Here is a 15722-nt window from a genome sequence, read left to right as displayed (position 1 = left end):
GCGGATTGGCGCTTGGCCTGCAGGGGCATCACAAAACGCGGCAGTATACCCGAGCGTTACCTGGCAAAGGGCGCCACTGACGAATAGTCACCCCGCTCCAGTACCCGGCAAATATGCCTTGCAGCTGGCCTGGACGCTCAAGAAAGCCTAGAATTGCGCATCGTTTATTCCCAAGGTAGCCCTTCAATGTCCTTCGCTGAGCAACTAACCCGCCTGCAAGCCTTCCTCGACGCCGATGAGCTGCATGACGAGGCGCTGGACTACGTGGCCGCTCACGGCTACCTGACCGCCCTGTCGATCTGCGCCGACGTCGTGCCCGACCGTGAATGGATCGACGCGCTGTTCGCCGAAGAACCGCACTACGCCGACGCCGCCCAACGCGAAGAAATCGAATCCACCCTGCTGGCCCTCAAGGCCCACATTGGTCGCCAACTGGCTTCCGATGAGGAATTCGAGCTGCCGTGCGAGCTGGACCTGGGCGAGGAGCCGGATGACTCCGACCTGCGCGGCTGGTGCATCGGCTTCATGGAAGGTGTGTTCCTGCGCGAAGCCGCCTGGTTCGAAACTGCCGAGGAAGAAGTCAGCGAAATGCTGCTGCCGATCATGGTCGGTTCGGGCCTGTTCGACGACCAGCCGGAATTCTCCGACATCGCCGCCGATGCCAACCTGATGGACGACATGATCGTACAGATCCCGGAAGCCCTCACCGCCTTGTACCTGCTGTGCAATGCGCCTGACGAAAAACCGGCGATCCTCAAGCCACGTCACCACTGAGTCGGTTGCCCATGACGCCCATGGGCAAGCGCTCACTGCTCCTGCGCTACGTGCTGCTGGCCATCGGCTGGCTGAGCGTAGCGCTGGGAGTGATCGGTATCTTCCTGCCGGTATTGCCGACCACGCCCTTCCTGCTACTCGCAGCCGCCTGCTTCGCCCGAAGCTCCCCGCGCTTCTACCAATGGCTGGTGGAACACCCGCGCCTGGGGCCGTGGATCAAAGACTATCTGGACGGCAATGGCATTCCGCTCAAGGGCAAGGTCTACGCCATCGGCCTGATGTGGCTGAGCATTGGTTTTTCCTGCTACCTGGTGCCGCTGCCTTGGGCACGTGGGTTTATGCTGACCAGTGCAGTGCTGGTGAGCATTTACATCTTGCGTCAGAAAACCCTGCCACCGCGTTGAACACGCGCTGCGACATTCGATCCCACACGACCTTGGTCGACACTGACTAACCCCCAGCATCATGCGAGACTGTCCCACCGGGCTCGGAATGCCCGGGTGTTCTTATGCTCGGAGTTACCATGACGCTGTCCAGCGGGCTGATCGCCGCCGTTGCCCTGGCCTATATGGCCATTATGTTTGCCATCGCCTTTTACGGTGATCGCCGCCACGCGCCGCTACCGCCACGAATACGTGCCTGGGTATACAGCCTGTCGCTGGCCGTTTACTGCACCAGTTGGACCTTCTTCGGCGCCGTAGGCCAGGCCGCCGAACAACTGTGGGCGTTTTTACCAATCTACCTGGGACCTGTCCTGCTGCTGGTGCTGGCACCTTGGGTGTTGCAGAAGATGATTCTGATCAGCAAACAGGAAAACATCACCTCCATTGCCGACTTTATCGCCGCACGCTACGGCAAATCCCAATCGTTGGCGGTGGTGGTGGCGCTGATCTGCCTGGTCGGCGTGCTGCCCTATATCGCTCTGCAACTCAAAGGCATCGTGCTGGGCGTGAACCTGTTGATCGGTTCCGGCCCCGACACCACCGGCACCCGCGCCCAGGACACCGCGTTGATCGTGTCGCTGGTATTGGCGCTGTTCACCATTGTGTTCGGTACCCGCAACCTCGATGCCACCGAACACCACCGTGGCATGGTGCTGGCGATTGCGTTTGAATCCCTGGTCAAGCTGTTCGCCTTTCTGGCGGTAGGCGCATTCGTGACCTTCGGCCTATACGATGGTTTTGGCGATCTGTTCAGCCAGGCCATGCTCGCCCCGCGCCTTGAGGAATACTGGACAGAAACCATTAACTGGCCATCGATGGTGGTGCAGACCGGCGTAGCGATGATGGCGATTATCTGCCTGCCCCGGCAGTTTCACGTCACCGTGGTAGAGAACATCGACCCGCAGGATTTACGCCTGGCCAAGTGGGTGTTCCCGGCGTACCTGATTCTCGCCGCGCTGTTCGTCATCCCTATCGCCCTCGGCGGCAAAATGCTCTTGCCCGCCTCGGTATTGCCGGACTCCTACGTGATCAGCCTACCCATGGCCGAAGCGCACCCGGCCCTTGCCGTGCTGGCGTTTATCGGCGGCGCTTCGGCTGCCACCGGCATGGTGATTGTGGCGAGCATTGCCTTGTCGACCATGGTCTCCAACGACATGTTGCTGCCGTGGCTGTTGCGCCGCTCCAGCGCAGAGCGGCCGTTCGAAGTGTTCCGCCACTGGATGCTGTCGGTGCGCCGCGTCAGCATTGTGATCATCCTGTTGCTGGCCTACGTGAGTTACCGCCTGCTCGGCTCCAGCGCGAGCCTGGCAACCATCGGCCAGATCGCGTTCGCCGCCGTTACCCAACTGGCGCCAGCGATGCTTGGCGCGCTGTATTGGAAGCAGGCCAACCGACGAGGCGTATTTGCCGGCTTGGCGGCTGGCACTTTCTTGTGGTTCTACACCTTGGTCCTGCCGGTGACGGCGAAAAGCCTGGGGTGGTCGTTGAGCCTTTTCCCCGGCCTGACGTGGATGCATTCGCACCCCTTTGGTTTCACCGTCACCTCGTTAACCCTGGGTACTGTGTTTTCTCTTGCGGGCAATTTCACGCTGTTTGTGTGGGTCTCGATGCTGTCGCGCACACGGGTATCCGAGCATTGGCAGGCCGGGCGCTTTATCGGCCAGGAAATCAGCCAGCGCGCCAATGCGCGCTCGATGCTGTCGGTGCAAATCAGCGACCTGCTCAGCCTCGCGGCACGTTTTGTCGGCAAGGAACGCGCCGAGCAGAGCTTTATCCGATTTGCCTATCGCCAAGGCAAAGGTTTCAACCCCAACCAGAATGCCGATAACGACTGGATCGCCCACACCGAACGCCTGCTGGCCGGCGTGCTCGGCGCCTCTTCGACACGCGCAGTGGTAAAAGCCGCGATTGAAGGCCGGGAGATGCAGCTGGAGGACGTAGTACGCATCGCCGACGAAGCCTCCGAGGTGTTGCAATTCAACCGCGCATTACTGCAAGGCGCGATCGAAAACATCACCCAAGGCATCAGTGTGGTCGACCAGTCCCTCAAGCTGGTGGCCTGGAACCGCCGCTACCTGGAGCTGTTCAACTACCCTGAAGGCCTGATCAGCGTGGGCCGGCCGATTGCCGACATTATTCGCTACAACGCCGAGCGCGGCCTGTGTGGGCCGGGTGAGGCCCAGGTGCACGTAGCGCGCCGCCTGCATTGGATGCGCCAAGGCCGCGCGCACACCTCCGAACGTTTATTCCCGAATGGCCGCGTGATTGAGCTGATCGGCAACCCGATGCCCGGCGGTGGGTTTGTCATGAGTTTTACCGACATCACTGCGTTCCGGGAGGCCGAGCAGGCGCTGACCGAGGCCAACGAAGGCCTTGAGCAACGGGTGACCGAGCGTACCCATGAGCTTTCCCAGCTCAATGTCGCTTTGACCGACGCCAAGGGCGTGGCCGAATCCGCCAGCCAGTCGAAGACCCGCTTCCTTGCGGCTGTCAGCCACGACCTGATGCAACCCTTGAACGCTGCACGCCTGTTCTCCGCAGCCCTTTCCCACCAGCACGACGGCCTGTCTGCCGACGCGCGGCAATTGGTGCAACATTTGGACAGCTCGCTGCGCTCGGCCGAAGACTTGATCAGCGACTTGTTGGATATTTCACGCCTGGAAAACGGCAAGATCAACCCGCAGCGGCAGCCCTTTGTGCTCAACGAGCTGTTCGACACCCTCGGCGCCGAATTCAAGGCGCTGGCTCAGGAGCAGAACCTGCGCTTCCGCCTGCGCGGCAGCCGGTTGCGGATAGACAGTGACATCAAGTTGCTCAGGCGGATTCTGCAGAATTTTCTCACCAACGCGTTCCGCTATGCCGACGGCCCCGTGCTTTTGGGCGTGCGCAGGCGCAAGGACGAATTGTGCCTGGAAGTGTGGGACCGTGGCCCTGGCATCCCGCTGGATAAACAGAAGGTCATCTTTGAAGAGTTCAAGCGCCTGGACAGCCACCAGACCCGCGCCGAGAAGGGTCTGGGCCTGGGTTTGGCAATCGCTGACGGCCTGTGCCGCGTGCTCGGGCATACGTTGAGCGTGCGCTCGTGGCCGGGCAAAGGCAGCGTGTTCAGCGTGCGCGTGCCGCTGGCGCGTAACCAGGCCAGCCCGCAGGCCAAGATCGCGCCAGACAATGGACTGCCATTAAGCGGCGCGCAGGTGCTGTGTGTGGATAACGAGGAAAGCATCCTGATCGGCATGCGCAGCCTGCTGACGCGCTGGGGCTGCGAAGTGTGGACGGCCACCGACCAGGCGCAGTGCGCGGCACTGCTGGCCGAGGGCGTGCGCCCGCAACTGGCGTTGGTGGATTACCACCTGGACCACGGCGAGACGGGCACGGAGCTGATGGGCTGGCTGCGGGCGCAGTTGGCAGAACCGATTCCCGGGGTGGTGATCAGTGCCGATGGGCGACCGGAGATGGTGGCCGAGGTGCATGCGGCAGGGTTGGATTACTTGGCCAAGCCGGTGAAGCCGGCGGCGTTGCGGGCGCTGTTGAGTCGGCATTTGCCGCTTTAAACAGAGTGTACTCGGCCCCACATTATGGATTGCATTTACTCAGGCAGATGCGCCACACCGTCTGAATCGGTCATCGCCCGTTCAAGCAAATCCGCTGGCAGACTTTTACTCGCACGCGCACCCAGCAACCGCAATTGCTCGGTACGGCTGACCAGATTCCCACGCCCATCTGTCAGCTTGTTACGCGCCGCGCTGTAAGCCTTATCCAACTGTTGTAGGCGGTTGCCCACTTCATCCAGGTCCTGGATGAACAGCACGAATTTGTCGTACAGCCAGCCGGCCCGTTCGGCAATTTCCCGCGCATTCTGGCTTTGGCGCTCCTGCTTCCACAGGCTGTCGATCACTCGCAGGGTAGCCAGCAAGGTCGTGGGGCTGACAATCACGATATGGCGGTCAAACGCCTCCTGAAACAGGTTCGGCTCGGCCTGCAGGGCGGCGGAAAATGCGGCCTCGATGGGCACGAACAGCAACACGAAATCCAGGCTGTGCAGCCCTTCCAGACGCTTGTAATCCTTGCCGGCCAAGCCTTTGACGTGGTTACGCAGGGACAGCACATGCTGCTTGAGGGCCGCCTGGCCAATCACCTCATCATCTGCCGCGACGTATTGCTGATAGGCCGTGAGGCTGACCTTGGAGTCGACCACCACCTGCTTGTCGCCCGGCAACATGATCAGCACGTCCGGCTGGAAGCGCTCGCCGTCCGGCCCTTTGAGGCTCACCTGGGTCTGGTACTCGCGGCCCTTCTCCAGCCCGGCATGTTCCAGTACCCGTTCAAGAATCAGCTCGCCCCAGTTGCCCTGGGTCTTCTGGCCTTTGAGGGCACGGGTCAGGTTGGTGGCTTCGTCTGACAGGCGCAGGTTCAATTGCTGCAGACGCTCAAGCTCTTTAGCCAGGGAAAAACGCTCGCGGGCTTCGTTCTGATAGCTTTCTTCCACACGCTTTTCGAAGGACTGGATGCGTTCCTTCAGTGGGTCAAGCAACTGGCCCAGGCGTTCCTGGCTGGTTTCGGCGAAACGCTGCTCACGCTCATCGAAGATCTTCCCGGCCAGCTCGGCAAACTGCGCGCGCAACTCATCGCGCGAACCTTGCAGGTCGGCGAGGCGTTGTTGATGACTGTCCTGTTGTTCACGCAATTCGGCGCGCAAGGCAGCTGACAGCGCATCGAGGCGGCGCAGCTCGGTTTCCTTGGCGCTACGGTCGAGGTTCCAGGCATGGGCGGCATCGCGGGCGTTATCGCGGTCGATTTGCAGCAGTTCGACTTCGCGGCGCATGGCGGCCAGGTCGGCCTGTTTCGCGGCATTGGCCTGGCTGAGGTCGCTGATTTCATCGCGGCTGGCGTCCAGTTGCGCGGCCAGCCCTTCCTGGGCCAGTTGCGCGGTTGCCAGGCGCTCTTCGAGCAGCTCCCAACCGGTCATGCGCGCGGTCAGTCGACGTTGAATCTGCCAGCACAGGGCCAATAAAGGCACTGCTGCACCCGCCAGACCCAAGGCAATACTGGTCCAGTCAAAAACCATAGCCATTTCTGCCATCACCGAAAAGGAGCAAGGTTAACCAAGCATGGGGCTTGAGGACAGCTCAGTCTTCGACCTGCCCCAACTCGCGCAGGGCGCGGCGGTCGCCAGCGCGAGCCGCCAGGCGCAGCAGGTCGTGGCCTATGCGGCGGTCGCGGGCGTTGCCGCACTCGCGGCACATCAACTGGCCCAGCCGACTTTGAGCGGCGACCACGCCATCGCGGGCCGGCTGCTTGAGCAAGCGTCCGGCGAAGTGCTTGATGTTGGCGTTATGCCCCAGCCGCGGGCTGTCGAGCAGCCACAAGGCAACCTTCAACGAAAATCGCTTGGGTGTGGTAACAGTTTGAGGGGTATCGGTAACAGAGGGTGATACTGAGCGAAACTTCATAAAGCACTGTGGGACAGATTGGAAGGCGCGCCACTCTACTCTTTTTTTCGCGCAGGTAAAGCTGGATAAATCCTACACGCCCGTTCTAGAGCAAGCGCTCGGGACAATCCACAGAAGCTGTGGATAACTCAGTGGACAACCCACCTTGAACCCGCTCAAAGCCCCATGAAACGGGGGCCGCAGTCAAACTGACGATTTTTTCACCAATAAAAAAAAGCGATGTTTTTCATTGACTTAAATTTTCGTTGCAGGCAAACGACGGCACTTGCGGGCAGTTGACAGAGTGGTTACACACCGCGCAACGAATGTGCACAAGTACCCATCCACTGGTTATATCGCCGACACTTTTTGCTTCAATCTGTCCGAAAATGTTACCGCCACAGAGCAACCGGCCTGCAAAACAGAGCACTTTTCAAAACCGCCCGCGCTCGCCACACTGCTGCACCAACGATGTCACTCTCCTGTAGGCGCAGATGAAAGGAATCCTGTTGTTCGCCGTGTTGCTGCTCGCCATCTGCGCGACATCATTGGGAATCAATGCAGCTTTGCCCTCGCCTGACGGGGCGTTGTTTGCCATCGCCATCCTGTTATCAGCGGCCTTTACTGCGGTAAGCCTGTGCATCGAGCTGGGTGAAGGCCGGATCAATGACATGCGCGACGTGATGAAGGTGATCGAAACCGGCCGCTCCTGGCGCCTGACCCTCGCGGCCTACGTGCTGGGCTGCTCGCTGGCGGCCGCCGTAACAGTGCTGGTCTATCGTGGTTTTCTAGGCAGCTGATAAAAGTTTTTTGCTCAGCCGCTTCCCTTCCCGGTTTCGATCCGTTACTATCCGCGGCGTTAGTACCAAGCTGAAAGTCAATTCTGGTCGAACAACTCCCCTGAACAACACGGGACCGACCACCTCGATGGTTTCCAGGTATCACTTGCGACGACACTACCTTTGAACATGCAAAGGGTGCCGCGAAGTCTCAATACTCTGACCGAACCAACCTGCAAATTGATCAGGATCTTCACCCCGGGCCCAGAACCTTTGCCCCTGTTGTGCTGCCTGCCCTCCTAAGTACCTACCTGCCAGCCCAAGCGCGCCAACTTAATAGCGCTTCAAACTGGCTGCTTTGTTCCAGTCGGTTCTTCGTTTGATCAATGGTGATCAACGTTACTGGAACGTTTTAACGCTGCACGGTTCTTATCCGTGTCATTTGTAGGAACACCAATAATATGAACGCTCAAATCCACACTCAGGATGCCATTCGCACCCTCACCAACGCTTTTGCACCAATGAACTGCCTGATCATGGCCGCTCGCAAAGGCTGCTTCAGCTTCACCCTGGTCAACGAACACGGCATCGCTCGTCACAGCGAACGCCTGTACCCCGATCAATACTCCAGCGCAGAGCCGCTGCAGGCCGTGATCGAGCGTACCCGTCAGGCACTGACTGCCTGATCGACCCGAGTCGCTGAAACACAAAAACCCTGTTTAAAAAGCAGGGTTTTTTATTGCCTGAAATTCGGCATTGAAACATTTTCGCTAAGTTCAAATAGATATAAACGTTATAACTAAATGAAGAAGATGTTTTAAAAACAGTCCTTTACATCGTAAATATGACACTACACTTCAACTCAAGCGGCTTGATCCGCTTGCGACGGGCCTGAGATCCGATTCACAGCTGCCAAGCCCCCTCTCAGGCACCGTCGACCACTTTCATGGACCGAGGCTTGTATGGGTATCGCCGCCAGCGAATTGTGTCGTTATGTGATCCGGCCGACGTTGATTTACCTCGGCCGCCATGATGCGACAGCCGAAGCCCTGCTGCTGGGCATTGCTGCCAGCCAGTCGGAACTCGGCTCGGCCCTGCACGACCGGCGTGGCCACGGCCTATACAGCATCACCGAACCGCGCCACCGCGCCCTTTGGGACCATTACCTGGCGCGCGACCCCGAGCGCGCCAGCCTGGTACGCGGCCTGGCCAGTCAGCACGCATTCCTCAGTGCGCCCCAGCTTGAGTTAACCGTCAATCTGCGTTACGCCACCGCCATCGCCTGGCTGCTGGTGGAGCAGCACAGCCCTGCCCTGCCGCAGCCGGGCGATGTACTGGCAATGGCACGTATCTGGAAAGAAATTTTTCACCCACAAGGTCGGCTGCGGGACTTCACCCAAGCCTGGCAGACCTGTGTTTCATCCATGAATCAGGTCACTTGTTGACCAGGCGTTTTGCAAGATTCGGCTAAAAACCCCGATTCTGGTCGGATTGTCCTACAAAACCGCTCTATCTCCTGCATTACAGCCTATAGCGCTAACCTAAATTTATTGTTACTTTCCGCAGCGGTGATCACCACGGAGTTCTAATAATGAAAAAAGTAATGCTCAAGACCACACTTAGCCTCGCCGTTGCCATGGCCTCCACCCAACTGTTCGCGAGCGGCTTTGCCCTCAACGAGCAAAGCATCAGTGGGATGGGTACAGGTTTCGCCGGCCGCTCCTCATCTGCCGATGATGCAAGCACTGTCGCTGGCAACCCTGCCGGCATGTCACGCCTCAAGCGCGATCAAATCACTGCCGGTGTCGCAGCTATCGACGCCAAGACCGATATCAAAAACACCAGCGGTGGCCCACCCGGCAGCAGCAACGACGGTGACATGGTTCCTTTTACCAAAGTCCCGATGTTGTTTGCCGTGAAAAAAGCGACCGATGACCTGGCGTTCGGCCTGGGTGTGTATGCGCCGTTCGGCCTGATCACCAACTACGAAGACAGCTTCGGCGGCCGTTACTACGGCAAGAAGAGTGACGTTAAAGTCGTCACCCTCCAGCCGACTGTCAGCTACGCCTTCAACGAATACGTGTCCGTGGGTATCGGCCCGACGTTCAACAAGATCAGCGGTAACCTGACCTCGTCGACGCCGCTGGCGCAAACCTTCGGCCGCAATGATGGCCTGGTGGACATCAAGGGCGATGACACCGCATGGGGCTACAAAGTCGGTATCCTGGTGACGCCATGGGCGAGCACCAACATCGGCCTGACGTACACCTCCAAGGTTTCCTACAACCTGTCGGGTCACACCGATATTTCCGGCCGTGGTTTTGGTCCGTTCAACGGCGGGCGTTTTGACGCCAAGTTGAACATCACCACCCCAGAATCCTACGACATGTCCATCACCCACAAGCTGGATGACCAATGGACGTTGTATGCGGGTACCACATGGACCCGTTGGAGCCGCCTGAAAGAAATCACCGTCAACAACTCGGGCGTTTCGCCTGCACTGGGTGGCGCGGCTGGCCCGATCGGTCGCATCAACGAGCCACAGAACTGGCATGACACCTGGGCCTCGGCCATCGGTGCTTCGTTCCAGGTCAACAAACAGTGGGTACTGCGCACCGGCTTCTCGGTTGACCAATCGCCTACCAACAACACCGACCGTTCGGTGCGTATCCCGACTGGCGACCGTAAGGCTGTCAGCTTTGGTGCCGGCTTCAGCCCTACTGAAGACTGGACGATCGACGCTGCCGTCTCCTACCTGTGGGAAGAAGAAGTCAACGTCAACCGTACCGGCAAGGGCAACGCCTACAACGCCGAGTACAAAAACAGCGCTTGGGGTTACGGCCTGGGTGCGACTTACAAGTTCTGATTCACTGCGAGCCTGACCGGCTCGCCAGCTGAATCTAAAAAAGCCCCGCTCTCCTGCACAGGAGGCGGGGCTTTTTAATCGCCGACGATCAGGGTTTGGAAGCCAAGGCTTCTTCCACTGCCTTGATCAAGTCCGGGCTGTCCGGCTTGGTCAAACTGGAGAAGTTGGCAATTACCTTGCCTTGGCGGTCGACCACGTACTTGTAGAAATTCCATTTCGGCGCGCTGGTCTGCTGCGCCAGCACCTTGAACAGGTGTACCGCATCCGGTCCTTTGACTTTTTGCGGTTCGGTCATGGTGAAGGTCACGCCGTAATTCACGTAACAGACCTTGGCGGTCTCTTCACCGGTCTTGGCTTCCTGCTTGAAGTCATCGGACGGCACGCCAATCACTTCCAGCCCCTGGCCCTTGTAGCGCTGGTACAAGGCTTCGAGGCCTTTGAACTGTGGCGCGAACCCGCAGAAGCTGGCGGTGTTGACGATAACCAGGGGTTTGCCGGCAAAGCGCTGGCACAAATCGATGGATTCCTTGGCGCGCAGCTTGGGCAATTGGCCCTCAAGCAACGGTGGGCAATCAGCGGCCATGGCAACACTGCCAATGGCCATCAGGACGGGTACTGCAAGCCAGCGCATCTGCATGTCGTGAGTCCTTAACATTTCCAGACCACGAACTTAACAGATCGACATACCCAGTTGCATCAACGCCAGCCCACCACGCTGCCAGCCCCACCAGGCCAGCAGCATCAGCACGACCAGCGCCGCTACCGTCAAACACCGTGCCGTCACACTCATGCCGCCTCCATCTGCGCCTGCAAGCGCGCCACCGGCCGCTCGCGCACCGGCCAGTTCAGCGCGGCGGCGAGCACGCTCAGCAGAATCGCCACCTGCCAGATCAAATCGTAGTTGCCGGTTCGATCATAGACCACCCCGCCCAACCAGCCGCCGAGGAACGACCCGATTTGGTGGAACAGGAACACGATCCCACCGAGCATCGAGAGGTTTCGCACACCAAACAAGGTTGCGACGGTGCCATTAGTCAGCGGCACCGTAGACAGCCACAAAAAGCCCATGGCCATGCCAAACAGGTAGGCCGTGATTTCGGTGACCGGCGCCCACAGGAACAACACAATGACGACCGCACGCAGCAGGTACAGGCCGGTAAGCAAGCGCGGCTTGGACATGCGCCCGCCGAGCCAGCCGGCGGTGTAGGTGCCGAATACATTAAACAGACCGATCAAGGCCAGCACCGTGGTGCCCACCGTGGCCGGCAAATGCTGGTCGACCAGATACGCCGGCAGGTGCACGCCGATAAACACCACCTGGAAACCGCACACAAAAAAGCCGAATGCCAGCAACCAGAAGCCGGAATGGGAACAGGCTTCCTTCAAGGCTTCACGCAAGGTTTGCTGGCCAGTCACCACCGGCAGCGGCTTGTCCTTGAGCATCGCCACCAGCGGCAGAATCAGCGCCACCATCAGCCCCAGCGCCAACAAGGCGGCCGACCAGCCCAGCCAGCCGATCAAGCCCAATGTGCCGGGCACCATGGCGAACTGACCAAAAGAGCCTGCGGCGCTGGCGATGCCCATGGCCATGCTGCGTTTTTCCGGCGGTACGGTGCGGCCCACCACGCCGAGAATCACCGAAAACGAGGTGCCCGACAGGCCGATACCAATCAGCAAGCCGGCACTTAGTGACAATGACCACGCCGAATCGGACATGCCCATCAACACCAGGCCCACGGCGTACAGTACGCCGCCGACGAACACCGTTTTGGTCGCGCCGAAACGGTCGGCCAGGGCGCCGGTGAACGGCTGCGCAAGGCCCCAAATCAGATTCTGCAGCGCGATGGCGAAGGCAAACGTCTCGCGCCCCCAGCCAAATTCGTTGCTCATCGGCGCCAGGAACAGGCCGAAACCGTGCCGCACGCCCAAGGACAACGCCAGGATCAGCGCACTCCCCACAAGGATCCAACCACTGGTGCGCCACATCGAGGTCATGTTCTTATTCTCCGCTCGCGGGTATATACCCGCTTGTAATCGAACAAACCCGCGCTCAGGCGAGTTCATCCAGCAAGGCCAGCAAGGTTTCGCGCTTTTCGGCGCCTAACTGATCAATCAATTTTTGCTGCGCCGCTTCCCACGCCGGCAACGCCGCAGCCAGCCGTTCTTCGCCGGCTTGCGTCAACAGCACCAGGCGGTTGCGCAAGTCATCACCCTCGACCAACTGCACCAGGCCTTCGCCTTCCAGCACCCGCAAGTTGCGCCCCAAGGTGCTGCGATCCAGGCCCATGGCGTCGGCCAGGCTGGAAATGCTCGGTTGGTCGAGACGCTGCAAGTTGCACAGCAAAGAATACTGGGCGACGTTGATCCCGAAGCCGTCGAGAGCGCCGTCGTAATGCCTGCTGACGCCACGGGCGGCACGTCGCAGGTTGGTGCATAAACATTGGGAGGCAAGCATGGAACGTGTATATACCCGCGATTAAGGAAATGCAAGAAAGTGTTACAGAGCCAAACCGATCAACACCGCGACTTCCAGCAACTCCAGGAGTGCGCCAGCTGTGTCGCCGGTGGTGCCACCCAGCCGGTTGACCATCAATTGGCGCAGGCCGATAAAACACAGCGCCGCCAGCAGAACAGCCATGCCGCCGCTGAAACCGCCGATCAGGATGCAGGCCAGGCCACTGAGGATCAGCACCTGTTGGCCGACAACCCGCGGTAAATGGTCCGACAGCGCCTGACCCAAACCGCCTGCACGCACATAGCGCGTGGTAAGGAACAGCGCCAGCATCGACGCCCGCCCGATCAATGGCGCCAGGATCAATGCCGCGCCATTACGTTGCTCGATCAACGCCACCAGCGCGGTGAACTTGAGCAACAGCACCAAGCCCAGGGTAACCACCGCAATCGGCCCGCTGCGCGGGTCTTTCATGATGGTCAGGGTGCGCTCGCGGTCGCCAAAACCACCGAGCCAGGCATCGGCGCTGTCCGCCAGGCCGTCCAGGTGCAAACCACCGCTAAGCAACACCCACGCGGTCAGCAATAAGGCGGCATGCAGCAACAACGGCGCGCCCGCCAATACGCTGTTCAGCGCCCATAACAGCACGCCGAACAACAGCCCGACCACGGGATAAAACAGCAGCGAACGCCCCAGCTCTTGAGGCTGCGGCATGCCCGGCAAACGAATCGGCAGGCTGCTGAGAAATTGCAGGGCAATCCAGAACGGCAGCATCGTCAGGTTCCTTCTTTCAACACACCATCGGCAGCCACGTGCAGGCTGAACAGCCCACCATGGCCGACCTCGACATTCAACAACTGCTCGCGCGGCAAACCTCGCGCTCGCGCCAATAGCAGACGCATCACGCCACCGTGGCTGATCAGCAACACGCGCTCACCAGCATAAGCCTGGTGCAAGCGCGAGACGGCGCTGAGGACACGGTGTGAAAAGTCGCTGACCGGCTCACCCTCAGGGGGGGTGAAGCTGTAGGGATCGGCCCAGAACAGCCCCAACCCTTCAGCGTCGGTTTCCATCAGCGCCGCTGCGCTATGCCCTTCCCACGCGCCGAAGTGCAGCTCCTGCAGGTCTTTTTCCAGATTCACCGGCACACTCAGGCGTGCGCCCAACTCTTGGGCGAATAGCGCGCAACGCTGCAACGGCGAACTGATCACGCGATTCCACGGCCCCTGCTCCGCTACGGCGGCGCGCATCTGCGCCCAGCCCTTGTCGGTGAGCGCGTCGTCGAGGCTGCCGCGCAGGCCGCCGCCCAGCTCGGTTTCGCCGTGGCGCAACAGGTCCAGGTGCAAGGTCATGCCGGGCGGTCTGCCACGGCCGCTTCGGCGAATGTCGCCATTTGCCCGTGCAGCGCACACGCAAGGCGCAGCAACGGCACCGCCAGCGCCGCACCACTGCCCTCGCCCAGGCGCAGGCCGAGTTGCAGCAAGGGTTCGGCGTTGAGGCTTTGCAGTACGTGACGATGGCCCGGCTCGGCGCCACCATGGCCGAATACCAGCCACTCTCGACACGCCGGGTTCAGGCGCGTGGCGACCAGTGCGGCGACGGTGCAGATAAACCCGTCCACCAGCACGACGATGCCTTCTTGTGCGCAGGCCAGATAGGCACCGACCAGCGCGGCGATTTCAAACCCGCCGAGGTTGAACAGGGTGTGCAATGCGTCATCGCGCTGTCCGGCATGCAGCGCCAGTGCGCGCTCGATAACTGCCACTTTGTGGCTGACGCCCAGGGCGTTCAAACCGGTGCCCGGGCCTGTGAGGTCGCTGACCTTGCAATCGAGCAGCGCACAGGCCAAGGCACTGGCGGCGGTGGTATTACCGATGCCCATTTCACCACCGATAAACAGCTGGGCGCCGCGTTCCAATGCACGGCGTGCGCTATCGCGACCGGCTTGTAGCGCCAGGCAGCCCTGAGCTTCAGTCATGGCCGGGCCGTTGACGAAATTCGCCGTGCCCGCGCCGATGTTCAGGTGACGCACTCCGGGCAGGTTCAGCGAGGGCGTCACCGTGCCGAGGTCGACCACTTCCAGCTGCGCATCCAGCTGACGTGCCAACACACTGATGGCTGCGCCGCCAGTGACGAAGTTGTGCAGCATCTGCCCGGTCACTTCCTGGGGAAACGCCGACACGCCTTCTGCGACGACGCCATGGTCACCGGCAAAAATGGCGATCCACACTTGGTCCACCAACGGTTTGACCTGGCCTTGCAGGCCGGCCAGTTGCACCGCTACAGCTTCGAGCTGGCCGAGCGAACCGGCCGGTTTGGTCAGCTGTTGCTGGCGCGCCAGCGCTTGTTCGTACGCTGAGGCGTCGACAGCCTTACAAGGGTTGAGCCACCAGGTGTCAGTCATAACGCAGTACCTTTCAAAGTCAGGGGCAGGCCGGCAACCGTCAGGACAACACGCTGACACCGCTCGGCCAAGGCTTGATGCAGCCAACCGGCTTCATCCACATAGCGGCGAGTCAATTCGCCCAGCGGCACGACACCCATTCCGGTCTCGTTGCTGACAAAAATGATTTCACCCGGCAGTGCAGCCAGGGTTTGCAGCAATTGATCGCGCTCCAGCGCCAGGCGCGCCGGGTCTTCGAGCATCAGCAGGTTGGTGAGCCACAGGGTCAGGCAGTCCACTAGCAGGCAGCGATCGGCAGCAGCGTTTTCGCGCAGTACGCGGGCCAGCTCGATGGGTTCTTCAATCAGGCCCCAATGATCGGGACGCCGCGCACGGTGATGCGCGACGCGCGCGCTCATCTCGCCATCCAGCGGCTGGCTGGTGGCGATGTAGATGACGGGCAAGGTGCTGTCGCTGGCAAGTTTTTCGGCCAGGCGGCTTTTGCCGGAGCGGGCACCGCCGAGGATTAATTGATGCATGGGGTGGCACCTTGTTCGGCGGGTGGAGAGGTTGAGGTGTGCCGCGGCAAGTGGGGT

At 60.4% G+C, this 15722-nt stretch carries 16 protein-coding genes; 7 read left to right on the top strand and 9 right to left on the bottom strand.

The genetic code is table 11. The features are described 5' to 3' along the window. Positions 1-186 precede the first annotated feature (186 nt). The 3 genes from AB4P96_RS10535 to AB4P96_RS10525 all read left to right on the top strand — a co-directional run bounded on the left by AB4P96_RS10535 (position 187) and on the right by AB4P96_RS10525 (position 4768). A complete protein-coding gene (locus AB4P96_RS10535) occupies positions 187-774 on the top strand; it encodes a YecA family protein (RefSeq protein ID WP_017134909.1) in 588 nt (195 codons plus the stop codon). 11 nt (positions 775-785) lie between these two features. Beyond that, positions 786-1178, top strand: a complete 393-nt coding sequence (locus tag AB4P96_RS10530) for a YbaN family protein (protein ID WP_169984834.1) — start codon at positions 786-788, stop codon at positions 1176-1178. A gap of 119 nt (positions 1179-1297) precedes the next feature. Then, positions 1298-4768, top strand: coding sequence for a PAS domain-containing hybrid sensor histidine kinase/response regulator (locus AB4P96_RS10525; protein ID WP_017134907.1), 3471 nt, complete (start codon positions 1298-1300; stop codon positions 4766-4768). A gap of 35 nt (positions 4769-4803) precedes the next feature. On the opposite strand, the gene rmuC is transcribed toward AB4P96_RS10525, so the two are convergent. Then, positions 4804-6168, bottom strand: a complete 1365-nt coding sequence (gene rmuC / locus AB4P96_RS10520) for a DNA recombination protein RmuC (RefSeq protein WP_163005473.1) — start codon at positions 6166-6168, stop codon at positions 4804-4806. 175 nt (positions 6169-6343) lie between these two features. Further along, on the bottom strand, positions 6344-6667 hold the full coding sequence (locus AB4P96_RS10515; protein ID WP_099548863.1) for a hypothetical protein: 324 nt from the start codon (positions 6665-6667) through the stop codon (positions 6344-6346). A 473-nt stretch (positions 6668-7140) separates the two neighbouring features. Here AB4P96_RS10515 and AB4P96_RS10510 point away from each other — a divergent pair, with 473 nt between their 5' ends. From AB4P96_RS10510 to AB4P96_RS10495, 4 genes are all read left to right on the top strand, one after another. Further along, the gene (locus AB4P96_RS10510; protein ID WP_099548862.1) at positions 7141-7446 is read left to right on the top strand and encodes a hypothetical protein; all 306 of its coding nucleotides are present in this window, start codon (positions 7141-7143) and stop codon (positions 7444-7446) included. A gap of 440 nt (positions 7447-7886) precedes the next feature. Then, positions 7887-8111, top strand: coding sequence for a hypothetical protein (locus AB4P96_RS10505; RefSeq protein WP_005790139.1), 225 nt, complete (start codon positions 7887-7889; stop codon positions 8109-8111). A 276-nt stretch (positions 8112-8387) separates the two neighbouring features. Beyond that, positions 8388-8870, top strand: coding sequence for a hypothetical protein (locus AB4P96_RS10500; RefSeq protein ID WP_395600747.1), 483 nt, complete (start codon positions 8388-8390; stop codon positions 8868-8870). Positions 8871-9016: 146 nt separating this feature from the next. Then, a complete protein-coding gene (locus AB4P96_RS10495) occupies positions 9017-10291 on the top strand; it encodes an OmpP1/FadL family transporter (RefSeq protein WP_017134902.1) in 1275 nt (424 codons plus the stop codon). A gap of 88 nt (positions 10292-10379) precedes the next feature. On the opposite strand, the gene AB4P96_RS10490 is transcribed toward AB4P96_RS10495, so the two are convergent. The 7 genes from AB4P96_RS10490 to cobU all read right to left on the bottom strand — a co-directional run bounded on the left by AB4P96_RS10490 (position 10380) and on the right by cobU (position 15665). Next, on the bottom strand, positions 10380-10928 hold the full coding sequence (locus tag AB4P96_RS10490; protein WP_017134901.1) for a glutathione peroxidase: 549 nt from the start codon (positions 10926-10928) through the stop codon (positions 10380-10382). Positions 10929-11077: 149 nt separating this feature from the next. After that, positions 11078-12277 carry an MFS transporter gene (locus tag AB4P96_RS10485; protein WP_169985254.1) on the bottom strand — a complete coding sequence of 400 codons (1200 nt, stop codon included), beginning with the start codon at positions 12275-12277 and terminating at the stop codon, positions 11078-11080. A 64-nt stretch (positions 12278-12341) separates the two neighbouring features. Further along, positions 12342-12746: a MarR family winged helix-turn-helix transcriptional regulator gene (locus tag AB4P96_RS10480; RefSeq protein ID WP_017134898.1), complete on the bottom strand. Its 405-nt coding sequence runs from the start codon at positions 12744-12746 to the stop codon at positions 12342-12344. Between the two features lie 42 nt (positions 12747-12788). Further along, the gene (locus AB4P96_RS10475) at positions 12789-13517 is read right to left on the bottom strand and encodes an adenosylcobinamide-GDP ribazoletransferase (RefSeq protein ID WP_395600746.1); all 729 of its coding nucleotides are present in this window, start codon (positions 13515-13517) and stop codon (positions 12789-12791) included. 2 nt (positions 13518-13519) lie between these two features. Beyond that, positions 13520-14095: an alpha-ribazole phosphatase family protein gene (cobC, locus tag AB4P96_RS10470; RefSeq protein ID WP_017134896.1), complete on the bottom strand. Its 576-nt coding sequence runs from the start codon at positions 14093-14095 to the stop codon at positions 13520-13522. Beyond that, on the bottom strand, positions 14092-15147 hold the full coding sequence (gene cobT / locus AB4P96_RS10465) for a nicotinate-nucleotide--dimethylbenzimidazole phosphoribosyltransferase (protein ID WP_395600745.1): 1056 nt from the start codon (positions 15145-15147) through the stop codon (positions 14092-14094). The genes cobC and cobT overlap by 4 nt, the downstream gene beginning before the upstream one ends. After that, positions 15144-15665 (bottom strand): bifunctional adenosylcobinamide kinase/adenosylcobinamide-phosphate guanylyltransferase, encoded by a 522-nt coding sequence (cobU, locus tag AB4P96_RS10460; RefSeq protein ID WP_099548861.1) that lies wholly within the window; start codon positions 15663-15665, stop codon positions 15144-15146. Before cobU ends, cobT begins: the two co-directional genes overlap by 4 nt. Between the last annotated feature and the right edge of the window lie 57 nt (positions 15666-15722).

Origin of the sequence: Pseudomonas sp. B19125 (assembly GCF_044218855.1) — a bacterium.
In the GTDB taxonomy this organism is placed as follows: Bacteria; Pseudomonadota; Gammaproteobacteria; order Pseudomonadales; family Pseudomonadaceae; genus Aquipseudomonas; species Aquipseudomonas edaphica.
This window is presented reverse-complemented; position numbering and strand designations above follow the sequence as displayed.